21 protein-coding genes are annotated in these 24,137 nt (G+C 54.3%); 12 read left to right on the top strand and 9 right to left on the bottom strand.

Features of this window, described 5'->3' with window-relative positions; translation table 11 throughout:
* Window positions 1-109 precede the first annotated feature (109 nt).
* Window positions 110-3,757 carry a reverse gyrase gene (gene rgy / locus ASAC_RS06300; RefSeq protein ID WP_148217192.1) on the top strand — a complete coding sequence of 1,216 codons (3,648 nt, stop codon included), beginning with the start codon at window positions 110-112 and terminating at the stop codon, window positions 3,755-3,757.
* On the opposite strand, the gene panB is transcribed toward rgy, so the two are convergent.
* Complete coding sequence (panB, locus tag ASAC_RS06305) at window positions 3,743-4,606, bottom strand: 3-methyl-2-oxobutanoate hydroxymethyltransferase (RefSeq protein ID WP_013267160.1); 864 nt, start codon at window positions 4,604-4,606, stop codon at window positions 3,743-3,745. The two genes, rgy and panB, sit on opposite strands and share 15 nt — an antisense overlap.
* Window positions 4,567-5,493 carry a ketopantoate reductase family protein gene (locus tag ASAC_RS06310; RefSeq protein ID WP_013267161.1) on the bottom strand — a complete coding sequence of 309 codons (927 nt, stop codon included), beginning with the start codon at window positions 5,491-5,493 and terminating at the stop codon, window positions 4,567-4,569. Before ASAC_RS06310 ends, panB begins: the two co-directional genes overlap by 40 nt.
* Before the next feature lie 134 nt (window positions 5,494-5,627).
* Between ASAC_RS06310 and ASAC_RS06315 the strand changes: the two genes are divergently transcribed.
* Window positions 5,628-5,894, top strand: a complete 267-nt coding sequence (locus ASAC_RS06315; RefSeq protein WP_013267162.1) for a ribonuclease P subunit p25 family protein — start codon at window positions 5,628-5,630, stop codon at window positions 5,892-5,894.
* Window positions 5,895-5,968: 74 nt separating this feature from the next.
* Window positions 5,969-6,379: a translation initiation factor IF-5A gene (locus tag ASAC_RS06320; protein ID WP_013267163.1), complete on the top strand. Its 411-nt coding sequence runs from the start codon at window positions 5,969-5,971 to the stop codon at window positions 6,377-6,379.
* 196 nt (window positions 6,380-6,575) lie between these two features.
* Here the strand turns inward: ASAC_RS06320 and ASAC_RS06325 are convergent, their stop codons facing one another.
* Entirely contained in the window at window positions 6,576-7,532 is a 957-nt protein-coding gene (locus tag ASAC_RS06325; RefSeq protein ID WP_013267164.1) for a transcription initiation factor IIB, read from the bottom strand.
* 170 nt (window positions 7,533-7,702) lie between these two features.
* Between ASAC_RS06325 and ASAC_RS06330 the strand changes: the two genes are divergently transcribed.
* Window positions 7,703-8,482, top strand: coding sequence for a YlqF/YawG family GTPase (locus ASAC_RS06330; protein WP_013267165.1), 780 nt, complete (start codon window positions 7,703-7,705; stop codon window positions 8,480-8,482).
* Here ASAC_RS06330 and ASAC_RS06335 read toward each other — a convergent pair.
* A complete protein-coding gene (locus tag ASAC_RS06335; RefSeq protein ID WP_013267166.1) occupies window positions 8,479-10,317 on the bottom strand; it encodes an aldehyde ferredoxin oxidoreductase family protein in 1,839 nt (612 codons plus the stop codon). The two genes, ASAC_RS06330 and ASAC_RS06335, sit on opposite strands and share 4 nt — an antisense overlap.
* A gap of 188 nt (window positions 10,318-10,505) precedes the next feature.
* Between ASAC_RS06335 and ASAC_RS06340 the strand changes: the two genes are divergently transcribed.
* A complete protein-coding gene (locus tag ASAC_RS06340; protein WP_083774091.1) occupies window positions 10,506-10,955 on the top strand; it encodes a DUF2153 family protein in 450 nt (149 codons plus the stop codon).
* Window positions 10,956-11,017: 62 nt separating this feature from the next.
* Window positions 11,018-11,329, top strand: coding sequence for a hypothetical protein (locus ASAC_RS06345; protein WP_013267168.1), 312 nt, complete (start codon window positions 11,018-11,020; stop codon window positions 11,327-11,329).
* On the opposite strand, the gene ASAC_RS06350 is transcribed toward ASAC_RS06345, so the two are convergent.
* Window positions 11,326-13,596 (bottom strand): adenosylcobalamin-dependent ribonucleoside-diphosphate reductase, encoded by a 2,271-nt coding sequence (locus ASAC_RS06350; RefSeq protein ID WP_013267169.1) that lies wholly within the window; start codon window positions 13,594-13,596, stop codon window positions 11,326-11,328. The two genes, ASAC_RS06345 and ASAC_RS06350, sit on opposite strands and share 4 nt — an antisense overlap.
* Before the next feature lie 139 nt (window positions 13,597-13,735).
* Here ASAC_RS06350 and ASAC_RS06355 point away from each other — a divergent pair, with 139 nt between their 5' ends.
* Both ASAC_RS06355 and ASAC_RS06360 read left to right on the top strand, forming a co-directional pair.
* Window positions 13,736-15,019 (top strand): NAD(P)/FAD-dependent oxidoreductase, encoded by a 1,284-nt coding sequence (locus ASAC_RS06355; protein WP_013267170.1) that lies wholly within the window; start codon window positions 13,736-13,738, stop codon window positions 15,017-15,019.
* Window positions 15,016-16,323 (top strand): dihydropteroate synthase, encoded by a 1,308-nt coding sequence (locus tag ASAC_RS06360; protein ID WP_013267171.1) that lies wholly within the window; start codon window positions 15,016-15,018, stop codon window positions 16,321-16,323. Before ASAC_RS06355 ends, ASAC_RS06360 begins: the two co-directional genes overlap by 4 nt.
* Window positions 16,324-16,359: 36 nt before the next feature.
* Here ASAC_RS06360 and surE read toward each other — a convergent pair whose 3' ends face one another.
* Together surE and ASAC_RS06370 are read right to left on the bottom strand one after the other, a co-directional pair.
* On the bottom strand, window positions 16,360-17,163 hold the full coding sequence (gene surE, locus ASAC_RS06365; protein WP_013267172.1) for a 5'/3'-nucleotidase SurE: 804 nt from the start codon (window positions 17,161-17,163) through the stop codon (window positions 16,360-16,362).
* A gap of 89 nt (window positions 17,164-17,252) precedes the next feature.
* Entirely contained in the window at window positions 17,253-17,795 is a 543-nt protein-coding gene (locus ASAC_RS06370; protein WP_083774093.1) for a hemerythrin domain-containing protein, read from the bottom strand.
* Window positions 17,796-17,916: 121 nt separating this feature from the next.
* On the opposite strand from ASAC_RS06370, the gene ASAC_RS06375 reads away from it, so the two are divergent.
* Window positions 17,917-18,489 (top strand): metallophosphoesterase family protein, encoded by a 573-nt coding sequence (locus tag ASAC_RS06375; protein WP_048812869.1) that lies wholly within the window; start codon window positions 17,917-17,919, stop codon window positions 18,487-18,489.
* A 42-nt stretch (window positions 18,490-18,531) separates the two neighbouring features.
* Here ASAC_RS06375 and ASAC_RS06380 read toward each other — a convergent pair whose 3' ends face one another.
* Window positions 18,532-19,077, bottom strand: a complete 546-nt coding sequence (locus ASAC_RS06380) for a hypothetical protein (RefSeq protein ID WP_013267175.1) — start codon at window positions 19,075-19,077, stop codon at window positions 18,532-18,534.
* 109 nt (window positions 19,078-19,186) lie between these two features.
* On the opposite strand from ASAC_RS06380, the gene ASAC_RS06385 reads away from it, so the two are divergent.
* Complete coding sequence (locus ASAC_RS06385; RefSeq protein ID WP_013267176.1) at window positions 19,187-19,609, top strand: hypothetical protein; 423 nt, start codon at window positions 19,187-19,189, stop codon at window positions 19,607-19,609.
* Between the two features lie 92 nt (window positions 19,610-19,701).
* Here ASAC_RS06385 and ASAC_RS06390 read toward each other — a convergent pair whose 3' ends face one another.
* Entirely contained in the window at window positions 19,702-21,672 is a 1,971-nt protein-coding gene (locus tag ASAC_RS06390) for an AMP-binding protein (RefSeq protein WP_013267177.1), read from the bottom strand.
* 95 nt (window positions 21,673-21,767) lie between these two features.
* Between ASAC_RS06390 and ASAC_RS06395 the strand changes: the two genes are divergently transcribed.
* Window positions 21,768-22,943 carry a thiolase domain-containing protein gene (locus ASAC_RS06395; protein ID WP_013267178.1) on the top strand — a complete coding sequence of 392 codons (1,176 nt, stop codon included), beginning with the start codon at window positions 21,768-21,770 and terminating at the stop codon, window positions 22,941-22,943.
* Window positions 22,944-22,948: 5 nt separating this feature from the next.
* A complete protein-coding gene (locus tag ASAC_RS06400; protein ID WP_048813029.1) occupies window positions 22,949-24,127 on the top strand; it encodes a thiolase domain-containing protein in 1,179 nt (392 codons plus the stop codon).
* The last annotated feature ends 10 nt before the right edge of the window (window positions 24,128-24,137 follow it).

Here is a 24,137-nt window from a genome sequence, read left to right on the forward strand (position 1 = left end):
TTGACGTATATCATTTAAATCAGCGAGTGGCTGTGCTGGTGGCGTAGCCTGTAAGCCTTAATACCCTAGCTTGTGAGAAACCTGAATATGGTATAATGGGAGAAAAGCAGTGCCTGCGCTGCTGCCAATCTACGAGCGAATGTGTCCTAACTGCGGCAGGGAGATAACAGCCGACCGACTTGAGAAGGGGCTTCCCTGCGCTGTTTGCCTCCCAAGGGAGCCTAAGAGCGGCGATATACTTGAGATAGGGCTTGAGTTAGCGAAGGAGGGCAAGTTAAAGGGCTATTCATCGCTATATCTCATGGAGAAGAGCTTTCGCGATTTCTCTAAGTTCTTTGAGGAGAAATACGGTTTCAAGCTATCCAGCGCGCAGAGGAGTTGGGCCAGGAGGCTCCTCTCAGAGGAAAGCTTCTCCATAGTGGCGCCGACGGGCGTCGGAAAGACTACCCTCCTGATGGCCTACGCCGCCTTCAAGGTAATGCAGGAGGGCTACAAAGTAATGTATCTTGTCCCCACGGAGAACTTGGTGGCGCAGACGGCCGGAAGGCTCGCATCAATGTTAGGGGACAAGGTGGCCTTTTACTATAGCAGCCTTCCGAAGGCCCAAAGGAGCCAAATGCTGGATAAAATAACTAGAGGGGACTATTCCGTTGTAGTCATAACTCCAGGTTTCATGGTGAAGAACTTCGACATGCTTAAGAAGCAGTCACCGTTTAACCTAATGATAGTGGACGACGTTGACAGCCTGCTGCGGAACAGCAAGAATATAGACAGGGCCCTGATACTCATAGGGTTTGACGAGGATTCCATAGCTACGGCATTTAAGATAGTCCAGGAGAAGCTTGAGCTGGTAACTTTAGAGGCCTCCGGGAGGAGCGAGGAAAGAATTAGGCAGCTCCAGAGCGATATAAGTTCTCTGTCGCTTAAGCTTAGCGAGAAGGTCCTCGAAGGCCCTAAAGGTCAGCTGGTAATAGCGTCGGCCACTGGAAGGCCCAGGGGAGTGAAGCACCTCATATTTAGGGAGCTGCTAGGCTTTGAAATAGGCGGCGGCACCGACTACCTCAGAAACGTTGTGGACACCTTTCTCATAACAGCCTCACCGGTGGACTCGGTAGTAAGCTTAGCTAAGAAACTTGGGAAGGGAGGCCTGATATTTATCTCTCAAGCTTATGGGAAAGCTTACGTTAAGGAGCTTATGGACAAGCTCGCAGGAGCTGGGGTCAAGGCCGTTCAGGCTATAAGTAACTCCAGGAGGGCTGTGGAAAAGCTCTCGTCAGGGGAGGTTGACGTAGCTATAGGCCTCGCGAGCAGGTACGGCGCGCTGGTCAGAGGTATTGACCTGCCCGAGGTTATCCGTTACGCGATATTCCTTGGGACGCCTGCAATAAAGGTAGAACTTAAGACGGCCCTTCTCTCGCCTAGAAGGCTTCTCAGGGCCCTAATATTTCTTGAGGAAAAAGATAGCAGCTTCAAGGAGTATAGGGAAAAGCTGGAGAACCTGCTCAAGAACTTTAATGTTGAGAGCAACATCCTGTCGGCCGCCATTAGGGGTGAAATAGAGGCCAAGGGGAGGCTCGAGGTGTTGAGGGAGCTTGTCCTAGAAGCCTCAGCCAAGGCTGTTCAGGCGCTCAGCAACATGATTGTCAAAGACGGGCAAGTTCTGAGGATAGGCACAATGGTGCTCAGGAGGGAGGGCCCATCAATATGGCTTTACTCACCTGACGCGCCGTCGTATTTGCAGGCGAGCGGCAGGACCAGCAGGCTCTACCATGGGACTATGACCAAGGGGCTCTCTGTCATAGTTGACAATATGAAAGAGCTCGTAGATGCTATGGAGGACAGGCTCAGGTGGATGAGCCAGGCGACCTTCGTAGAATTCAACAGCGTAAACCTTGAGGATGTGACGCGTGAGATAGAGGCCAGCAGGTCTGAGAAAGGGGAGAGAAAGCAGGTTAACATAGTGACCGAGCTCATAGTCGTGGAGTCGCCCACTAAGGCAAAGACCATTGCCAACTTCTGGGGCAGGCCAGCGAAGAGGTCCGAGGGAAGGGTTAGCATATATGAAACCACCGTTGTTGACCAAGAGACGGGAACGGTGCACCTGATAACTATAACGGCGTCGAAGGGCCACATTTATGACCTCGTAATAGAGGGAAGCGATGAGGTTGGCAACAGCCTCTTCGGGGTCAGGTTTAACAACGCCATACAGCCCGTCTACACTACAATAAAGAGGTGCCTCAGCTGCGGCTATCAGTTTACTGAGAACGTTGATAGGTGTCCAAGGTGTGGCTCAACTGCAATAATAGACTCCAAGGGCATCGCTGATACCCTGAGAAAGCTCGCGACGCAGGTCGACAGGGTAATCATAATGACCGATCCTGACAGGGAGGGGGAGAAGATAGCGTGGGACCTCTACCTTACGATGAGGCCATATAACCAGAACATTTACAGGAGCGCATTCCATGAGGTGACGCCGAGGGCCTTTATGGAGGCCCTGAGGCTTCCGGGCTCCATAGACGTAAATCTAGTGAACGCTCAGATGGCGAGGAGGATAGACGACAGGTGGATAGGCTTTGTGACAAGCCAGTACCTCTGGCTTAAGATGAACAAGAACTGGCTGGGTGCTGGAAGAGTTCAGACCCCGGTCCTGGGCTGGATAATAGACAGGTATAATGAGTACAAGGAGGTCATGGGCTACAAGGTCAGGGGCCTGCTTCCCTCTGGGACCCCAGTTATATTCTACACGAAATCAAGTGAGGAGGCGGAGGAGGCGTCAAAGCTCAACGTAGCGGTCGCTGTTACCGAGAAAGTGTGGACCGAGGACGTAAATCCAATGCCCCCATACACCACGGACGAGATGATATTTGACGCCTCGGCTAAGCTTGGCTACTCCGCAGAGCTTACAATGAAGCTGGCCCAGGACCTCTTCTACTCAGGCCTCATAACGTATCACAGGACGGACTCGACAAGGATTTCAGAGGCGGGCATGGCGGTCGCGAAGCAGTACCTCGAATCCCATGGTCTTGCCCAGTACTACAAGCCGAGAAGCTGGGGCGCTGGGGGAGCTCACGAGGCCATAAGGCCCACGAGGCCCCTGAACGCTGAGGAGGTCGAGAGGGCAATCCTTGACGGCTCCCTGAGGGTTCCCATGGCGCTCTCGGGCGCTCATTATAGGCTGTACCAGCTGATATTTGAGAGATTCATGGCAAGCCAGATGGCCCCTGCGACGCTTGAGAAGGCGTCAGTAACGCTGAGGCTGGGGAACCTTACTCAGTCTATGGAGGTGGTTATAGCAGTGGTAAAGGAGGGCTTCACGGCTATAATGCGTCCAAAGCTTGAGACTTGGGTCCTCAGGGAGACCAACAAGGAGTATGAGGTTCCCTTAACTAACGTGGTAATGTTTAAGGGAAGCCTCATTCAGCCTTACAGGAGCGGCGACCTAGTTATGCTGATGAAGAAGAAGAACATAGGGAGGCCGAGCACGTATGCAAAGGTAATAGAGGCAAACCTAAGACATGGATACGCGGTTGAGACTAAGAAGCTGAAGTTCCTAATACCAACGCGCCTCGGGATAGAGGTCTACAGGTTGCTCAGCAGCTCACCCTTCAGTGATATGTTGAATGAGGAGGCTTCAAGGAGGCTTGAGGAAAGCTTAGATGCCATAGAGTCCGGGTCTCAGGATGCCGGGAGCTTCATAATGAGCGTTAGGGAGGAGCTCTTCAGGAAGCTCAGTGAGGCTAACCTAAGGCTCAGGTGATGTAACTCCGCGGAGCATATTTAGCAGCCTTTCATACTCGCCATCCTTCATATGCCAGTACATTTCCTCCTGGGGGAACCTGTTGTTCTCTACGTCGTCCTTATATGACTTGATGGCAGAGGCTATGATATCCTTAAGGTTCACGTATTTTTTGGCAAACGGCGGTGGCGCATCGGAGAGCCCCAGCACATCATGAATTACCAGCACTTGTCCGTCACAGAAGGGGCCTGAGCCTATACATATCGTGGGCACCTTGACCCTCTTAGTGACCTCCGCGGCGACCTCGGACGCCGTGTACTCTATTACAATTGAGAACGCGCCGGCCTCTGCTATGGCTTCTGCGTCCTCAATGATTTCCTTGGCCTCCTCCGCGGTCTTGCCCATGAGCCTGTAACCTCCCAGGAGCTTGTGCTTTTGGGGAGTCAGACCAACATGACCCATGACTGGGATGCCGGCGCGGGTCAAAGCCTTAACTACGTCAGTATACTCCGAGCCTCCTTCAATCTTGACTGCGTCCGCGCCAACCCTGAGGAACTCGCCGGCGTTTCTTACGGCCTCGTTAACGTTAGCCTCATAACTAAGGAAAGGCATGTCGGCCACCAGGAGCGACTTAGGCTGAGCCCTCGACACCGCTGCGGTGTGCCTTAACATGTCGTTCATGTCAACCTGTAAGGTTGAGGGGTTACCAAGAACGGTCATCGAGAGGGAGTCTCCGACCAATATTATATCAACGCCTACCTCGTCGACAATCTTTGCAGTAGGGTAGTCGTAAGCTGTTATCATCACTATAGGCTTCTTGCCCTTGAGGTTTACAATCTTACGCACGGTGACCTTCTCCCTTTCAGCCACCTCGAGGCCACCTCCACCGCCCTGTACACAGAGAGGTTCGCTACAGCGCGTACCTGTAAGCTTACTGAGGCGTTCCAGACAGCCAAGTTAATATACTTAAGTTCCGTCTCCCTGTTGGCGGCCAGGTCCTGAACTGTTGAGCTGCAGTTGTCAGCGGTCTCCCTGGCAGTCCTGTAGGTAGCCTCGACGGGGTCCTCGGGGAGCTTTATGCCAAGTTGAGACGCCACATTGCCCGTTTCCGCCGCAAGGTCCGCCGCGAGATCTCTGGCTATCTCATCTTTAATTATCACCTCGTTCTTATCCCAGGACAGCGCTGTGACAGGATTTATGGCGCTGTTGACGGCCAGCTTAAGCCACCTCTCCGACTGAAAATCCTCAGGGGTCGTAACTATCGCATCAAGGCCGCCGGCTTTCAAAGCCTCGGAGAGGTCCCTCAATAGCGTCTCATCGCAGCCCCTGCGGCATCCAAGTATTACCTTTCTGCCCCCATTGTACTTGGACCTACACCTGGACACCCTTGTAGCTCCATAATAGACTACGGAGCCTGCGGCCCTGCTCCCAGCCCTCTCCTCAAGAAGTTCGAGCGGGCCGAGGCCATTATGAGGTGAGACGTAAAGTTTAGCATTAAGTTTGACAGAATCTTCTATGACACCATCAGCGTCATATGCCTTGGTGAACAGGATAACAACGTCGTAGGGTCCCTTTGCCGAGCTCCAGCCGCATACCGTCAGACGCCCTTTCCAAAGGCCCTCAACTTCTACCTCCTCGTCACTGCAGCCTTTCTTGCCTCTATCTATTATCTCAACGCTGGCGCCCCCCTTGACGAGGGCCGCCGCGGCAACAGAGCCTGCGGCGCCGCATCCGCCAACTATGGCGACCCTGAGCAAAGCCCCTCTGGCTAGTTCTGCCGCTGAGTCCCTAAAGTGCTATGCTCCCAGGATGCCCCCTGAAGAAGGTGTAAGGCCAAGGGGCGCAGTTAAGCTAAAAAGCCAGTAAGTCCGTAGTGGCTTTGGGAAATACCATGGAGAGCAGGAGCAGAATAAACGTAACCTCAAGCAGCTCAGCCGAGGACTACGCCCTACAGGCCATACTGGAATTTAACAAGGGGTTTAAACAGGTAGAGCTTTATGCTGACAGCGACGATGCCTGTAAGCTGGTGGATGTCTACTTAATAATGAAGCAGAGGATGGGCGAGGCCCTCAGGGTCGTTTCCGCAGATGTCGGCTCTTCAAGGCCAAGGGGAAGGAACGCTGGCTACCTGAGTATAATAATTGAAAGGCTGGCCTAATGAGCGGTAGCTTATGTCGCGGAGGAACATTTTTAAAGAGAGAGTGTTAGGTAGGCTTTTGGGTGTAAGGCAAGATGAGCGTTCAGTTCGCCACGCTAGGCGACCTAAAGAAGGGCAATTACATAGTAATTGATGGGGAGCCCTGCAGGATAGTTGAGATCACAAAGGCAAAGACTGGGAAGCACGGCAGCGCAAAGGCTCACGTGGTTGCAATAGGCCTGTTCAGCGGCACTAAGAAGACAATGGTCGCACCTACCGACACCCAGGTCCAGGTTCCAATAATTGAGAAGAGGAACGGGCAGGTCCTCGCTGACCTGGGTGACTCGATCCAGCTTATGGATCTCGAGACCTATGATACTATAGAGGTGGAGAAGCCCAAGGACGACCCTGAGCTGCTAGAAAGGCTTAAGCCAGGGGCTCAGATAGAATATTGGCTAATAATGGGGAAGCCTAAGATTATGAGAACAAGGCCCGAAGAGGGCTGACGCCCTTAATACGAAAAGTCCTTTCATAACGTCATCGTTAGGCAGTCGCATCTAGTAGTTTTAGCAGCAGAGTCAATAAAGTTAATTAATGACGTGAATTAGGTTAACTAACGATATTAAGGGGCCGTTCAAAGTAAGATTTAAGGTAAGACGAAACACAGCTATTAATAAAGAAAAGAAAAGAGGAAAGGGAAAGTTACTGCGTCTCCCCCTTAAGCTCGTCCCCCACAAGCTCCTTATACCGGTTTCTTACCGTGACCTCAGTGACGCCAGCCACGTGAGCTATCTCCTTCTGGGTCCTCCTTAGGCCGTTCTTCAGCGCTGCGAGGTAGACAGCCGCCGCGGCTAGGCCGCTTGGATCTTTGCCGGCGGTAACCCCCTTGTTTCTGGCCTCCCTTAGTATCTTGGCAGCCTCGATGGTTATATAGTCTGGCAAGCCAAGGGCGCTCACTATCCTACTTATGAACAGCTCTGGCTCTATGACAGGTATGTCAACGCCCAGGTCCCTCACAAGCAACCTATAGCACCTGGCTACCTCCCTCTTGGTGTCAGCGCTCTTGCTGGGCAGGTTCTTGGCTATGTCGTCTATGGTACAAGGTATCTTTAGCTTACGGCAGGCAGCATACAGAGTGGCCGCGACCACGCTCTCTATGCTCCTGCCCCTGGTGAGGCCCTTCTCGGTGGCGTCCCTGTAGAGCTTAGAGGCCTCCTCCTTAACCCTGTCCGGGAGCTCCATCCTGGTGGCTATCTCGTCGAGTATCTTGAGGGCCTGGTTTATGTTCTTCTCAATGCCGCTTAGGGTCCTTCCCATCTTAAAGCTACGCTGCAGCCTTAGGTTCTCTATCCTCCTTGAGAGCCCTCTTATCCTCTTGCCACTTCCCTCGTGGAACCCGCTCAGGTAAACGTCAAGGCCCATGTTTGGCTTGGCAAGGGAGAGCGGGCCTCCGACCCTTGTTCTCCTGGCCCTTTCGTCGGGCGTATAGGCCCTCCACTCGGCCTCGTCACCTATAACCTGCTCCTCTATAATCTCGCCAGTGTCAAGGCATATCCTGGCGCCGGTGTTGGGGTCATAAATTATGTGGTCAGGGGGGCACTTAGAGGACTTCTGAGCAGCTGTCTCGGAGTCCTTTTTAGGCTGTTCAGCGTTAGACACGCCCTGACCCCCCAAATACTTGCATCTATTTAGTCAGGAGAGCAAAGCTTATAAGCTCAGATGCTTGCCGTGATGCCATGGCCTCCAGAGCTGATGTAATGCATAAATAGCAGTAAATGTTTATAAGCACTTAATCTGCTGCTCGGCGCTACAGTTTAGGGAAGGCCGCAGTGCAGCTAGCAGATTGGCGTTCTCTGGCCAGAATAATAAAAAGGTCTGACGGCATACTTGAGGTCCTAGACGCAAGGGACCCCTTGGGCACGCGAAGCCCCAGAGTTGAGGAGATGGCGAGGGCCTTTAATAAGAAGGTCTTGCTAGTGATTAACAAGTCTGATCTGATACCTAGGTCTGTGGCTAGGGCATGGTTGGAGTACTTCAGCTCCCACAATGTTAGCGCGGTTTTGATCTCAAGCCTCAAAGGCTATGGTAAGGGAGTCCTGAAGGCTGAGCTCAAAAAGATGTCCCAGGCCGGCGTCTCGACATTCTGCGTAGTGGGTTACCCCAAGACCGGCAAGTCCAGCTTGATAAACATGTTAAAGGGCTACAAAAGCGCGCCCGTGAGCAAGGTGCCAGGAAGCTGGGGGTATACCAAGAGCTACACCATCTACAGGGTTGCCAGTGACATATACATCATAGATACCCCGGGCACTATACCTGTCGAGGGGGATGAGCTGGAGTCCGTGATCAGGGGCAAGAGCCCTGAGGAGCTCTACGACCCAGTAAAGCCTGCGATGTTTTTGCTCGAGAGGGCCATGAAGTATAACCCTAACTCAGTCGTTGAGGCTTATGGAATAGTTGAGAGGGACCCCTACAAGATACTTGAGGAGCTGGCGGCGAAGAGGATGTGGATATATAAGAGCACCCATGAGCCTAACGTGGAGGAGGCCGCCAGGGCCGTCATAAGGGACTACCACAGGGGCAAGCTCTGGTTCTTCGTGCCTCCGCCTTAGCTCAGCTTCACGTACTTCTCAAGCTCTGGTATGACAAAGTCAAGGCCCAGCCTGTGAAGGGTCGCCTTGGTGGGAACGCCGTTGTAGTCCCAGCCCCTCAGCTCATAGTAGTAGTTTAACAGCTGGTTATACTTGTCATAGTCCAAGTGCATGCCGCTCAGCGGCCCCTTGGTCAGGGGCCTCTTAAACCACTTGACGGGCGGCATGTCGTAGTCCCTGCTCCAGCTGCCCTTCTCCCTTATCCAGATGGCCCTTATCAGTGCATACACGCGGTCGCCTATAGCGTAGAGGTCGTCCCATGTATACTTGACGCCGGTGGAGTAGTAGAGCAGCAGCGGGTAGTGCTCTATGTTAAGCCCTACTTCAACCCACGGCAGCCTGCAGGTGGTGAAGCTCTCAAAGAGTCCGCCCCTTATCCTCTGCAGCTCTATAACCTTGGCGGCCTTCTCCTTGCTGTACGCAAACCTGTCGTTCTGGACTTCCCAGCTTATGACCCAGGCGTCCTTGTGATGAGCCCCTATGGGGCTCGTCGCGAAGGCGAGTGCCATGCCCGGGGCCGCGTGGCAATCGTAAGCGCTCACACCAAGCCCCTTGACGTCCATTGAGAAGTCGCAGCCTCCGACCTTCCTGCACGCGCCAGAGCTGGCCTCAGCGAGTAGGTCTCCCAGGGGCGTCGACCTGTTAGCTATCTGGTACGCCACGTCCGCGAGCGTCTTAGCGTCGCCCCACTCAAGCCTCAGCCCGCCGTCGTAGTCCTTTAGGAGCCCTGCCTGGCTGGCCTCTATGGCCCAGCTCAGGGTAGTTCCGAGGCTCTCCGTGTCATAGCCCATCTGGTCCCCTATCCTGTTGAGGTAAGCAGCGTCCGCCAGGTGATCAATGCCCAGGTTGCTCCCCAGAAGCGCTACGTTTTCATAGTCAAGCTCGCTCTTGACTCCGGCCCTGTCAAGCACTACGTTGCCGCACTGCATGTTACAGTTAGGGCAGCCCCTCTGCTCCACCTTCATGCTCTCCATGGTGTAGCCGTCTATCCCCTTAAAGCCGTCAAAGACCCCCTCATCAAAGTTGTAGGTGGGGAGCACGCTGGTCTCCTGGGCCCAGTCTATGGTGGCCATTGTGCCCTGGCGCATCCAGAACGGGTATCCAGGCCTGTTCTTTATCTCTATGAGGGCCTTAGTAGCTTCAGCCATGTACTCCTTGCTGTCATAAAGCTCATACTTCTCGCTTCCCCTCATGACTACAGCCTTGATCTTCTTAGAGCCCATGACGGCGCCTATTCCCGGCCTTCCGCCGCTCCTGCCCTCCTGGCTTATAATAGTTGCAAATTTCACTAGGCGCTCGCCCGCGGGGCCTATCTCAACGATGCCAGCAAAGCGACCGTAGCGCTTCCTCAGCCTCTCCTCGGCGGTCCAGGTGTCAAGTCCCCACAGGTCGTCGGCTGGCTCAAAGTTGACCTTAGTGTTCTCTATTTCAACAACAACCGGTTTGTCGGAGACCCCGCTGAAGACCACGGCGTCAAGGCCTGCTTTCCTCATCTCGTTAGAGAACGTGGTCCCAACGTTGCCGTCCCCATAGCCTCCTGTCAGGGGGCTTTTGGCTGCCACCTGAAGCTTGCCCGTGCTGGGCCCCGGAAGGCCCGTGAGGGGCCCTATTGCAAGGATCAGAAGGTTGTCAGGCCCCAGGGGATCGGCCCCCGGCTTCATGTACTCCCAGAGGATTCTTGCCGCAAGCCCCCTGCCTCCAAGGTACATCAGGGACCATTCGGCAGGATACTCGACGACCTTCGACTCCTTCCTTGTTAGGTCAATCCACAGCAGCCTGCCACTCCATCCCTTCATTGAGGGTTACCTCACCTATATTCACATGTGAAAATTAATATAGTTATCTTCATTAGCGCTATGAAGGTGCTGCAGGTGGTAATAAAGGGGGGAGAAGTCCTATATTAAGTTAAGGGCTACCTAACGTGAGGGTCCTTATGCATTAAAATAATAGGCCTGGAGGCCTTTCTCGCACAGAGGTGCGGAAAGTGTCGTCCAGGCAAGATATAACAGACTTCCTGCGTAACCTAGATAGATGGGTAGTTATGCAGCAGAGCATACTTCAGACCTTCAAGGAGAACGAGAAGAGGATATCGCAGGCTGACAGGCTTGAGCTTATAGTCAACACTAGGCTTGCATTCAGCCACATGATGAGAACTATAAAGGCCTTTGACGACTGGCTCCAGGACCCCTTCATAACTACGAACGCGCCCAGAGACCTCCTTGTTGACGTGTGGGAGAGAACTGTGAAGATACTTGAGGAGCTCCTGGAGCTTGACATAGAGCACACCTCGAGCATGAGGAACACCCTTGACAACTACTTTAAAATGGGTCAACTGAACCCCATACTCACTAGGCTGAGGGAGATAGGATCGACCCTTGGTGGCGAGCAGGAGAGAGGGCGGGGAGAGATAGGGGGCACGACAATATCATTCTAAGGCCCCTACTCGCTCAACCTTTTTAAACCAGCCTAAGTCGCTCATAGGTTGGGTGATGCTAAGTGTCAGAGCAGCCAAGGAGACAGGAGCAGGCTAGGAAAGCCCAGGGAGCCAAGGGTTCAAGGCAGCAGGCCAGGGCCCAGGCAGCGGCGCCCGCTCTTGACGTCACGCCAGAGCTCATAAACAGGGCTAAGAGGGACATAGCCAAGATGGGCTACGTGACGCCGGCAAAGCTAGCGCCTATGCTTAACGTGAAGCTGTCGGTGGCCAGGAAGATACTTAAGAGGCTAATTGCTGACGGCTCCGTAGATGTCCGCGCAAAGAACAGGAGAATTATAGTCGCCGTGCCCAAGTCATCCTCTTCATCCTCTTAGAGGTCGCAGGTCGGGCATCCTCCAGCGTACTCTTCGCTAACAGCTGAAAGCGCTGAGCCCTCAACATTTATAACGCCAGGCACCATTTTGGCCTTAACCCTTATCCTCAGATTTGGCGGCTCCCTGATGAGGGCATCGATATTTTGATTTACGCTCATCACCTGGACTCCCTTGCTTTGGTCCCTGAACACTGTTATGCCCTTACACTTAAGCCGCCATGCCTCTATGAAGACGCCCTTCACATCATCCACGGTGGCGTCCCTTCTCATGTTGACCGTCTTGCTGACAGCGTTGTCAACCCATCTCTGAAAGACCGCCTGCATCCTGACGTGCCACCTCCAGTCTATATCAAGCGCCGTGCCGAGAACTGCCTGGACGTCGCTTGGAACCCAGCTCAGTCCCCTGACGGACCCTCCATGCCTTATAACGTCCTTAATCTTTTCCGCGTTAAGGTTGTTGCTCTCCTGAAGCCAGTCCCTCAGGAACCTGTTAAGCTCAACCCATGAGAAGAGGGAGCTCTGTCTGATGTATATGAGTGAGTAAAACGGCTCTATGCTGCTGCTGGCGTCAGCTATTATGCTTATGCTTCCCGTAGGTGCAATTGTAGTCATAGTCGCATTCCTCGTGCCCTCCATCATCTCAGACCTGACCCTGTCCCAGTCAAGCTTAGGCCTTGAGTTTACTATCGAGTGAACGGCGTCAGAGACCTTGGACTCATCATAAATCTGTGAGCTGCTGACCTGTGGCTCAAAGTTGAACCTTCCATCCTTGTGTATGCTTCCTGGAAACTCAGGGTAGGGCCCCCTCTCCCTTGAAAGCCTGTTGCTTTCATCCCTGGCGACGTAGGCTATGAACTCCATAAGCTTATCAGCGAGGTATAGCGCTGAGTCGCTGTCATAGGGTATCTTTAGTTTAGCCAACATGTCGGCCCAGCCCATAACTCCAAGCCCTATTTTCCTGGTGCGTTTGACCGCCGCCTCTATTTCGGGCCGCGGGTACCAGGACGTCTCTATTACGTCGTCCAGGAACCTAACCGCAATTCTTATATCGTGCTCAAGCAGCTCCCAGTCTATGCCCTCATCCTTAACGTAACGTCCGAGGTTAAGTGAGCCTAAGTTACAGGCCTCCCAGCTCAGTAGCGGGGTCTCCCCGCAGGGGTTTGTAGCCCTTATCCTACCAAGCCTTGGAGTCGGGTTGTGCTGATTTATTGTGTCAAGGAACACCAGGCCTGGGTCGCCGGTCTCCCACGCGGCCCTCGCAGCCTCTTCAAGCAGGGAGCTGGCCCTAACGGTCCTCCTGGGGCTGCACCTTCTCCAGAGGTCGGGAAGGTCGCCGCTGAGGAGGCCCACGAGCTGGGGGCACTCATTTGGGTCATAAAGGTTCCACTCGCTGTCGCTCGCGGCTGCCATCATGAAGGCGTCGTGGACTCCTACGCTTATATTGAAGTTCTCCAGGCCGCCCGACAGCTTTGAGTTTATGAAGTCCTCTAAATCTACATGAACATCGTGAAGTACCCCCATCATGGCAGCCCTTCTTCTACCTCCTTCCTTGATTACGTCGGCGACCTCGTCAAAGAGCTTCATGAAACTGACGGGCCCGCTGGCGGTGCCCCCAAACGACAAGGGCGATCCTCTTCCCCTGAGGGGAGTGAAGTCAAAGCCTGCGCCCGCGCCCGTCTTGAAGACCCAGGCGGCGGTGTTAAGCGCCGAAAAGATGGAGTCCATGTCGTCTTCCAGGGGTATCACGAAGCACGCCGCCAGTTGATGATACTTAGTTCCAGAGTTCATTATAGTGGGGCTGTTTGGCATGAACCTGCCTGACGACATAATTTCGTAGAACTCCTGCCTAGCAGCGTCAAGGGAGCCCCCAAGGCTGAGCTCGGCCTCGGCCACGAAGGATGCTACCCTCTCAAGCGCCTCGTTGGGCGTCTCAACCACGAAACCTTTGCGCTTGACAAGGTACCTCTCATAAAGTAAGTTCAGGCCAACCCACGTTGCCCAGGACTCTATGCCCTCAAGCTTGCCGGGCGCCTCCGAGCCCTTCTCCTCATATATCTTGTAAAGGATCAGCCTCCTTGCTGCCTCCTCCCACCTCGGATCCAGAAGGCTCCATGACGCGAAGGTGCTGAGGGCCTTAGTGAAGAGCTCCTGCGGGCTGCTGGCCTGGAGCCTCAGTAGCTCGAACTCTATTTGAGATGGGTCGAGGCCAGCGTCTCGCGAGGCCTGCTTAGCCCACGCTATAACCTTAGTTCTTGTCAGCTCTCTCATAGTTACCCTGCTCTATATTGTAGGGGAAAACTAAATAGTTAGCCTCATTAACTCAAATCAAAAGGTTAAGCTGTGGGATTTCTTACGATAGATACCTAATAAAAGCCGCTGCTCGACAATGTATACATGAGGGAGCCAAATGTACGATTACATAGTGGTGGGCTCTGGCATAACTGGGCTTGCGACCGCTTACCACATAAAGCTGATGAGCCCTGACTCCTCGGTAATAGTCATTGATAAGGAGGACTCAGTAGGAGCGGGGGACACCTCTAAGAGCGCGGCGGCCTTCAGGGCGGCGTTCACAAATAAGGTAAACTTAATGTTAGCCAAGGGCAGCATAACGTTCTATGAGAGGGTTCAAAACGAGGGCTTTAGCCTAGGAATGCTGAGGGTGGGCTATCTGTTTGCAGTCGACGCTACCTCTGACAGCATAGTAAGGCAGGGGGTCAGGGCGGCGGAGTCCCTGGGAGTCGACGTTGATGAACTTCAGCCGGAAATACTTAGCAAGACGCTGCTCATGAGGACAGAAGTCAGCGGAAGCGAGGAGTCCAAAATAGTTGGAGCTGGCGACATAGTCAGGGGGTACCTGTTTAAGTACGCGGGCGTTCTGGACGCTGAGAAGCTGGTAGATTACTACTACAGCAAGCTTAGGTCCATGGGCGTAGAGTTTCAGCTCGGAGTCCCGGTGAAGGAGTTCGTGGTTTCCCCTGCGAAGCCTCTTGGCATAGAGGGTGAGCCGTTCCCGTGGGAGGAGGCCAGGGTCAGCGGCGTCAGGCTAGAGGATGGAAGGGTTCTGGAGGCTAAAAGGAAGATCATAGCAGCCATGGGCGTCTGGGCCAACGACCTCCTGAACCCCATAGGAATAGACACATACAGCAGACCTAAGAAGCGGCAGATCTTCGTAGTAAAGGCCGACACGCAGGAGCTGAGGTCCATGCTTTACGCGGAGGGCCTTAACAGCGAGAAGGTGATGCCGTTTACAGTGCTGCCAAAGGGGGCCTACATAAGGCCCAACCCCACGGAGAGCACGTTCTGGATCGGGATGGCTGACGAGCTTGGCAGGCCCTTCGCCAGGGATGAAAACCCAACGGCCGAAGAGAGGTACTACACTTACGGAATCCTGCCAGTGTTAAGCCTTTACTTCCCCCAGCTTGGCCTTAAGTACCCCGAGGCCTCCTGGGCTGGGCACTATGACATAAGCTTTGACGGGCTGCCTGTAATATATGAGCCTTACTCAAGCGGCCTGGTGGTGGTGGCGGGGACCAGCGGCAGCGGCATAATGAAGGGTGACTCCATAGGCAGGGTGGCGGCGGCCCTCGCACTGGACATGGATGAAGTAGAGCTCGGTGACGGCACCAGCTTCAAGGTCTCCCTGCTGGGCCTGGAGGGCAGGGGAGCGGAGAGGGAGCTGCTGATACTATGAGGGTGCTCCTAGTAGTTACAGGTGACGCATCTAAGTTTAAGGATGTTATAATGAGAAGGGTCCCTCATTACATTAAAGTCGACTTCTTGGAGGTCAGGGACCTCCTTTTCCTAGATCCTGAGGCGCTGAGGGCTACGATAATTCAGAGCGCGGGAACGGACTACGATTACATAATAATTCCTGGGAGCTATCCTTGGAGCGCCAGGCTGGTTGGAGCTAATGTATATAAGGGTCCTGAGGGTCTGGGGCTCCTAGCTCAGATGTTGGAGAAGGGAGACCTTGATCTCAGCAGGGACCTCAGCTTTGAAAAGTATAGGCCTGACCTGGTGAACTCCATGGCCAGGGAAGCCTTAGAAAGCCTCAGAAATTATGAGCTTATTCCTCTTAGGCCGCCCCCTGTGAGAGTTCTATCAGAGGTAGTGATCAAGGGCTCTGAGAACATTGAGGACATAGCGGGCACGGCTAAGACCTTGGCTGCTGATGGAGCCGATGTAATAGTGTTGGCGCCCATTACTGCAAAGGCCGAAGGCATGCTTAAGGACATCCTGGCGGCGATGAGCGACTTGAAGATCGCGCTAGGCCTTGACGCAAGAGCTGAGATTTTGAGCAGGTTTTCCTCAGATTTTGAAGTGCTTCTGAGCCTTAGGCCGTGGCAGCTCAGGGACCTTTCATGGGCCAGCGGCAAGTACCTCGTGATAACCGCGAGCAGTAACGATGAAATAAACCTCGCGAGAAGCTATGTGGAGCATTTAGTTAGCGAGGGCGTTAGACCAATTTTAGACCCAGTTATAAGGCCCCCTCTGGTGCCAGGCCTCTGGGGCTCGCTCCAGAGGCTTGCTGCGATCAGGGAACTTAACGCGCCTATAATGATAGGGCTCAGCAATGCAGTAGAACTCATGGATGCCGACACGGCGGGCTCAGCGGCAATGCTGACTTTCATCTCTGCAGAACTTGGAGCCTCAGCGCTCCTCGTGGAGGAGGCGAGCTTCAAGGCTAGGGGGCTGACGGCCGAGGCCAGGGCCGCAGCGGATATGGCGTCGCTCTCGCTCATGTGGCTAAAGCCGCCCAAGGACGTCGGCGTAAGCCTGCTGAGCTCTAAACTTAAACATGGAATAATCAAGGATGAAAATTTTGAGATCAGGCTTTTGGGTAGGGATAAGATAGAAGTAAAGCTGGGCAGTAAAACCCTTACGCTAAGTTGCAGGGACAGGTGCCCGCCTAAGTCTCTTGGAGCTGCGGATCCCTCCCTTATAATAGCAGTGTACAGGGCCTGTCTGCCCTGGTCATCCAGGTGGGACTGTTAAACTATAGCTTGAATCTTGGAGGCCACTTGAAGAGCGCTACAGGAGGCCCGCGAGGGCCTCCTTGAGCTTACTTAAGGAGCTCACAGGGTAGGTGGCGACGCTTAGGCACCTTATACATATAGGTGTCAGTGAGGCGTAGCCTCTCTTGACAACGTCCACGTCGCTTCCTTCTTCCCCTCCAGAGTAAGCTACGCTTAGGTCATCAGTTCTCCAGCCGAGCACGTGGTAGGTGTTCCCGTCCTCACCGTTGTAGATCTCTATGTTAGCTATGTTGGCTATGGGCGCTATGGTTATCCCTTTGGGCTCTCCCCTGGGGAAGTTAAGGTTTATGATGTCTACATCCGTGAGCTCATAAATTACGTCTACGAGCCTTGCAACTATATCAGCTGTAATCATAGATGCCGTCCTGAGCCCTCTTAGATCCTTCTCATCCCTGAGGCCGCGTAGCACTGCATAGCTAGAGGCCACGGCCTTGACGCCTAGCAGGGAAGCCTCGATGGTCGCCCCTATTGTGCCGCTCGTGAAGAAGTCCACAAGGCCCATGTTAGGGCCAATGTTTATCCCTGAGACAACCATTACTGGCCTTGAGGGCAACAGAGCCTTTATTCCTATGGCCACGGCGTCCGCGGGCCTTCCATCTATGGCCCACGCCTCCCTAGCTCCTTCAAGTTTGCGTTTCTCGACTTTCACAGTGAAGGAGTTAGATTTACTGGCGCCGCTCACCTGTGAGGCCGGCGCTACAACATAGACCTCTAGTCCTCTTGAGGCTAGCTCCTCCACCAGGTATCTCAGCCCCGCACTGTCTATGCCATCGTCATTGGTCACTAGCAGGCTCTGCATTTCTTCCACGCTCCAGGGCTTGCGAAGCGTCAGATGTGTGATGCACGGAAGATAAAAGCGTTAACATTAGGCACTACAACAAGGTTCGGCTAGCCCTCCATGACAGAAAACATGTAATTAAGCTGCCTCTCCACGGAAGCCTTGTTACACTCAGGCTTTGCGTCAAACAGCCTTAGCTCATTCAGCAGCTGGCTCTTCTCGTTGTCGCTGGTGTACATTTCAACGTAGGCGAATGCAACGCTGTTCTCCTTCTCCTGGTGGCTGAGGAGCCTCTTTACCAGGTCTCCGAGCACGGCATCAATGAGGCTAACGTCGCCGGTCTCCCAGGCGGCCTTAAGTTTATCTGTGAGCGCCCTGATAGCGTTATGATCCTCCTCTAGCTCAAGCTCCAGCGACTTAATATCGTCGCCTAGGGCCCTCAGCTTAGGAAACACGTAAAGCTCTTCCTTTGCGAAGTGGCACGAAATTACGAAGTCCCTGAGAAAGCTAAGCTGCGATGAGATGAAGTCCTCGTCTAAGCCTATGCCCGACTCCACTCTTGTCCTAGTCCACTCGAGGACCGTCGTGAACCGCTCTATTAGTACGTGTTCTTCCTGAAGGCCTAAAGTGACGGCCTCCACTCGAAATCCCATTTAGACGTTACCCGCCTGTGGCGTTTTTAAGTTAGGACCATGGTTAGTAAATCTTAAAAGGCGAGGTTAGGACTCTAAGCTTTTACTTGTAAACAAGCGAGGCCATCTGTGGAGACCCATATTGAAAGCCACGTTAGTGCTGGCAGACGTTCATTACCCTCACACTGACTTGAAGCTCTTAAGGTGGTCGCTGGAGGAGGAGCACGACTCAGTGGTTCTGCTGGGGGACTCTGTCGACTTAGCAGCGTCTCTGCCAGAGCTCCTGAGGTTAGTTGGCAACGAGGGGTCTGTACCCGTCACGCTGGTGAGAGGAGATAATGAAGAGGCGCTAGGAATAGGGGGTGTAGACTTCTACTCAGCGCTCGGAGGAAGAGTGCTCATGGTTCATGGACATCAAGGTAACGTGGCCAATGAGAGCTTTACAAAGTTCGCCGCAAGGCTTGCCGCTAGGGTCAGTAGGAGGCTCGTCCTGAGCGTTTATGCAATGAGGCTGCACAGGCCCGGGGTTTTTGTTGTCGCTGGGCATGCCCATGCTCTGTGGTACTCACGTGCTTTCAGGGTAGCTATCGTTGGTTCACTGTCCACTAAGAGCAGTTCGAGGCCATTCAACGAGCAGGGCTATGCGATCTTAAGCGGGGAAAGCCTGACCCTTAAGGTCGACCCCGACGATCTGGTGGTCTCCATAAAGGTCTGAAGGCGTGGAGAATCGAAAAAGCTAGTGGTGCGCGGTCAAACCTTACTCCTGGACTACTATCCTCTTGACGAGCTGGCACTTCTTGGCGAGTTGAAGCATGGGTATCCCCTTTGGGACGACTAGCTCATTAACAACCTTAATGGACCTCACCTTTGAATTTATTGTGTCCCAGTCTACATCGGGCGAGAACACCAGCCTCTTGATGTTTGAGAAAACAACAGGTTTATCAAGAGCCAGTAGGTCGTTCTTGCTTACTGTAAGTTCGTCTATGTCACTTATGAGGTCAAAGTCACCAACCACGCTAACCATAGTCTTTATAGCGGCTGACTGGGCGGCCTTAAGTTTCTCGGCTATCCTGGACACCTTAGATGAGGCCTTCTGAGCTGCGTCCTTAGAGGCCTCGAGAGTCACAAGTAGGTTACTCATGGCCATATTCATTAGGTCTCCAACGGTGACCCCTACCTCCTTTGCGACCTTTGTAAACCTGTCGTAGAGGTCAGGGTCAAGCCCCCTTATGGTGTATACCTTCTCCCTCTGTTGAGTTTTGCCTTCTGGGGCCTCCCCCTGCTGGTTTCCTTCCGAGCTCATAATACATGTCACCTCTGTATTACAAGTATTCTATGCATGCCTAATAAACTTTGCTATATTAACTAACATTCTAAAAAGAAAGGCTCCAGAAGTCAGAGCGGGGGCAGCAGTGGCCATAGGGTTCATGATCTCTAGGGGAGTTTCCGACCCCGCGTGCGCCTGGAAGGCGGTGGCTGACATAAGCCAGATGCCAAGGTACTGGAGGGGGCACAGGGAAGTCAATGTGATGAGCTACGATGGACATAGGTATTATGTTAGCATAAGGTTTGCCTTCCCTGGGCCCTTAAATAAAGGGCTGGCGAGCGTGCTGATAAATGATGCCGAGAAGTACGTCACGGTGGAGTACGCTAAGGGCCCGGTGAGGGGCACTGTGACGACTAAGGTTCAAGGAGGCAAGGTGATCACTGTATGGAACGTCAAACTCGCATGGTATTTGAGGCTTCTCGAGCCGTGGGTTAAGGGTCACTTCATGAAGGGGGCCTCTGACGCCCTCGGGAGGATAGCATTGGAGTGCAGCGAAGGTCACGCCTAAAAGGCCCCGCGCGCACTTCTAAACGGCCGCCGTGAGGAAAGGTTTCGGGCCTGAGGCGATGAAGAGGGCTAGATTGTCCGAGCGGTCCTCGTTCACTTCATAAGCCTCTTCAGCGTTGCTGCAGCCTCCTTCACGTAGTTTATGGACTCTGGGTTATCAATTACAGAGGACTGCTCCACCTGTTTATCAACAGCGGCGTCCCTCACTATCCTCCTCATTATCTTTCCGCTCCTGGTCCTGGGCAGGTCCTTAACGGGCACCACGGCCTCCGGCTCAAAGGGTTTTCCAAGCTTTTCTGCCACCAACCTCCTTATGTTGCTCAGGTCCACATCATCAAGCACCTGGCCCGGCTTAGGTATGGCAAAGCAGACAACCACCTCACCCTTGACAGGGTGCGGGTAGCCTATGCACGCGCTCTCGGCGACCTTGGGGTAGCTGTTGACTATAGTTTCGACCTCGGCCGGGCCCAGCCTCTTGCCGGCCACCTTTATCACGTCGTCAGCCCTTCCAAGTATGTACCAGAAGCCGTCTTCATCGATAAGTGCGTAGTCCCCATGGTACCAGACCCCTGGGAACCTGGACCAGTAGGTCTCTATGTACCTCTCGGGGTCCTTCCAGAGCCCCCTTGTCATGCTTGGGGCAGGCTTCTTGGCGACCAGGTAGCCGGGCTTGCCCCTCACAGGCGTGCCGTTATCGTCGAACACGTCAACGTCCATGCCAAGGCCCGGGCCCCAGAGCGTAGTGGGCTTGAGCGGCACCACGGGGCTCGGCAGCAGGAAGCACCCCATTATCTCAGTGCCCCCGCTCAGGTTTATCATAGGCCTCCTCTCCTCGCCAAGGTCCCTGACCACCCACATCCAGGTGTCCTCGTCAATAGGCTCACCGGTGTTGCCAAAGGCCCTGATTGAGGACAGGTCATGGTTTTCATACGCGTCCTTGCCAAGTGACTTAAGTAGTCTGCCCGCAGTGGCGGCGAAGCCCAGGTGGGTCACCTTAAACTTCTCTATTATGTCCCAAACCCTGTCCCTTGCAGGGTAGTCAAGGGCCCCCTCTATCGAGAGGTGGGAGGCGCCAAGCGACTGGGAGCCAACTACCATCCATGGCCCCATCATCCAGCCCAGGTCGGTTATCCACCAGAGGACGTCATTGTACCCCTCCCAGCCGGGCTTTATGTCAAGGTTGAAGTAGTGCTCCTTCGTGGGCTGGAGCAGCATGCCCGCGTGGCTAATTACTGCCCCCTTAGGCTTTCCGGTTGTGCCGCTCGTGAACATAAGGATTGCCGGGTCCTCGGCTTCGGTCTCTGCAGGCTCAAAGGTAGGCCTCTTGGACTGTACCTCCCTGTCAAATATCAGGTCTCTCTCCTCGTTAATGGGAACCTCTATGTTTAGCCTTCTTATCACTATTACCTTAGGTTTAAGCCCGGAAAGCCTAACAGCTTCGTCAGCGCTGGGCTTGAGCTGCACTACCTTCCCTTTCCTGTAATACCCATCAACGGTTACAAGCACTTTGGCCTCCCCAAGCCTTAACCTTTCAGCGACGGCCTCAGGCGCGTAGCCGCTAAATATCGGCGCGGCTATGGCCCCGACCCTCATGGAGGCCAGCATAGCTATGGCGCTCTCAGGCATTATTGGGGCATATATCGCAACGACGTCGCCCTTCCCAACGCCAAGATCCACTAGCAGGTTGGAGAACCTATTGACGTAGTCCAACATCTCATTATACGTTAACCTGACAACCTTCGAGTCCTCGCCTATCCACGTCATAGCTACCTTGTCTCCAAGCCCCCTCTTGACAATTCTGTCGAGGACGTTATAGCTCACGTTTATTTTACCGCCTATGTACCACTTGGTCCACTCGACGCCCCTGGAGGAGTCGTAGACATCCCTAGGCTCAGCGAACCATTCAAGCTCCAGCCACTCTGGCACGTTGCCCCAGAACCACTTGATGTCCGACGCGCTGCGCCTCACGAGGTCTTGATAGCTTTCTATCTTCTGGGACTCCATGAAGTGCGTGACGTTGGCCTGCTGCACGAGGTCCCTGGGCGGAGTCCAAATATAGGTCACAATCCCACCCTTAATACTGGGCCCGATTATGTATCCAGTAAGTAGCACAGCTTTTATTTTAATGAAGGACCCCATTTATAATAGGCAGAGTTAGTATGGGGAATGGAAGAGTAGCCGTAATAGGCGTCGGCTTTTATGGCTTCAGACCATCAACGCCCGAGGTAAGCTTCCAAGGGATGATGTTTGAGTCATCCCACAGGGCCTATGCAGAGGCTGACGTGGATCCAAGGAAGGACATAGACGTCTTTGTAGATTGTCAGGAAGACATGTGGGAGGGCATAGCTATAACTGACGAGTTCGCCCCAGAGCCCATAGGTGGAGCTTTAAGGCCTACCTTCACGGTGTCAGGTGACGGCCTGCTGGGGGTAGCCCACGCCTACATGTTAATAAGGTCGGGCCTTGCCAACGTGGTGGCCGTGGAGTCCCACGGAAAGCCCAGCGAGATAAAGACCTTACAGGACATCTATTACTTTGCGATGGACCCGCTTCACATAAGGCCTCTGAGCACGGGTAACCCGTTCTTCATAGCGGGCCTTGACGCCCAGGCTTACATGAGCAGGACCGGAGCTAGAAGGGAGCACCTAGCTATGGTGGCAGTTAAGAACAGAAACAACGGCCTCCGTAACGACAGGGCCCCCTACTCATCAAGGATATCACTTGACGAGGTCCTTTCATCGCCTTATGCAGTATACCCGATGACTAGGTATGAGATGGCTGGGTTCTCGGACGCCTCCGTAACTGTGGTGTTGGCGAGCGAGGACGTAGCGAAAAAGTTCACTGATAAGGTGGTGTGGCTCGACGGCGTTGGATACTCAACTGAGGTAGGGAGCGGCTCCATCGAGTGGCACCAGTGGGGAAGGATGCCATCTATGAGAAACGCCGCCTTGATGGCTTACAAGCTCGCCGGGCTCTCCGACCCGCAGAAGGACGTCAGCTTCGCAGAGGTAGAGGACAGGTTTAGCTTTATGGAGCTGCTCTCGGCCGAGGAGCTTATGCTGTCGCCTGAGGGTGAGGCCCACAAGATGCTGGAGGCCGGGGAGTTCGACTTTGATGGAAGGCTCCCGCTGAACCCAAGCGGCGGCAGCCTGGCCATGGGCGTCTCGTTGGAGGCCACAGGCCTAGCCAGGTTCCTTGAGGCCGTGCTTCAGCTGAGAGGCGAAGCCGGAGCTCACCAGCTCAAGGAGGCCAGGAGGGCGGTGGTGGCCTCGTGGAGGGGGGTTCCCACGTACACGAGCGCCGTAGCTGTTTTGTCCTCAGACGTTGAGGGGTGATGTACATGGTGAGTAACCTGTTCGTTAAGGATAGGGTTGCGATAGTTGGCGCGGGCATAACCACTTTCATGAGGCGCGCGCTCGAGACGCCCAGGGAACTCGCCTGGGAGGCCGCAAGGCAGGCCCTTGATCAGGCTGGGCTGACGCTGAGGGACATAGACTGCGTGGTAATAGGCTCAGCGCCGGACACCTTCGACGGCGTCCACATGAAGGGTGAGTACCTTGCTGACGGCTCAGGCGCCCTGAACAAGCCCATGACAAGGGTTTACGTCGGTGGCGGCACCGGCGTCTTCGTGCCGGTATCGGCGTGGTGGCACGCGGCCAGCGGCCTCTGCAGGACGGTCCTGGCGGTGGCGGAGGAAAAGATGAGCCCTGCCCACCCTCACCCGCAGTACGTCTTCAGGTACATATGGGACCCAATAATTCACAGGCCCCTTGAGCCTAACCTGATATGGATATTTGCCATGGAGATGAGGAGGTACATGGCCAAGTGCGGCGCCAAGAAGGAGGACATAGCGCTGGTCAGCGTCAAGAACAAGCGCAACGCGCTCGACAACCCCGCGGCGCAGGTGGCGGCAAACATAACTGTCGACGACGTGCTTAAGAGCGAGCTCCTGGTGTGGCCGGTCAACGAGCTCGACATATCGCCTGTGACGGACGGCGCGGCAGCCCTGGTTATCACCAATGAGAACACCGCGAGGCAGGTCACCGACTCCCCAGTGTGGATAGACGGCATAGGCTTCACGCTCGACAACCAGCACTGGGAGAACAGGGAGCTGGCATTTCCAAGGTACCTCAACTACGCCGCAAGGATGGCTTACAGGATGGCGGGAATAGAGAGGCCCTGGAAGGAGATAGACGTGGCGGAGCCGTACGACCCATTTGACTACAAGGAGCTACACCACATAGAGGGCCTTATGCTGGCCAGGCCCTGCGAGGCATGGAAGCTGCTCAAGGAAGGGTACTTTGAGAGGGACGGGGAGCTGCCTACCAGCCCAAGCGGAGGCCTGCTGGGAGTCGGCAATCCAATAGCCGCCGCTGGGCTGATGAAGGTGGCCGAACTCTTCTGGCAGCTGAGGTACGAGGCCGGCAAGAGGCAAGTTAAGAAGCCTGTTCACAAGGCCGTCGCCAACGCGTGGGGCGACCTCATGCAGGCTGGAACCGTTATTGTTTTGAGTAATTGAGGTGGAGGTG

Origin of the sequence: Acidilobus saccharovorans 345-15 (assembly GCF_000144915.1) — an archaeon.
GTDB classification, from domain to species: Archaea; Thermoproteota; Thermoprotei_A; order Sulfolobales; family Acidilobaceae; genus Acidilobus; species Acidilobus saccharovorans.

What these genes read in the sequence shown, in the direction of transcription:
- ASAC_RS06400 (WP_048813029.1), top strand. Translation starts at nt 22,949, where the DNA reads ATGGTGAGTAACCTGTTCGTTAAGGATAGGGTTGCGATAGTTGGCGCG.
- ASAC_RS06395 (WP_013267178.1), top strand. Translation starts at nt 21,768, where the DNA reads ATGGGGAATGGAAGAGTAGCCGTAATAGGCGTCGGCTTTTATGGCTTC.
- ASAC_RS06350 (WP_013267169.1), bottom strand. Translation starts at nt 13,596, where the DNA reads ATGAGAGAGCTGACAAGAACTAAGGTTATAGCGTGGGCTAAGCAGGCC.
- ASAC_RS06380 (WP_013267175.1), bottom strand. Translation starts at nt 19,077, where the DNA reads ATGAGCTCGGAAGGAAACCAGCAGGGGGAGGCCCCAGAAGGCAAAACT.
- ASAC_RS06355 (WP_013267170.1), top strand. Translation starts at nt 13,736, where the DNA reads ATGTACGATTACATAGTGGTGGGCTCTGGCATAACTGGGCTTGCGACC.
- surE (WP_013267172.1), bottom strand. Translation starts at nt 17,163, where the DNA reads ATGCAGAGCCTGCTAGTGACCAATGACGATGGCATAGACAGTGCGGGG.
- ASAC_RS06315 (WP_013267162.1), top strand. Translation starts at nt 5,628, where the DNA reads ATGGAGAGCAGGAGCAGAATAAACGTAACCTCAAGCAGCTCAGCCGAG.
- ASAC_RS06335 (WP_013267166.1), bottom strand. Translation starts at nt 10,317, where the DNA reads ATGAAGGGATGGAGTGGCAGGCTGCTGTGGATTGACCTAACAAGGAAG.
- ASAC_RS06370 (WP_083774093.1), bottom strand. Translation starts at nt 17,795, where the DNA reads ATGGGATTTCGAGTGGAGGCCGTCACTTTAGGCCTTCAGGAAGAACAC.
- ASAC_RS06320 (WP_013267163.1), top strand. Translation starts at nt 5,969, where the DNA reads ATGAGCGTTCAGTTCGCCACGCTAGGCGACCTAAAGAAGGGCAATTAC.
- ASAC_RS06360 (WP_013267171.1), top strand. Translation starts at nt 15,016, where the DNA reads ATGAGGGTGCTCCTAGTAGTTACAGGTGACGCATCTAAGTTTAAGGAT.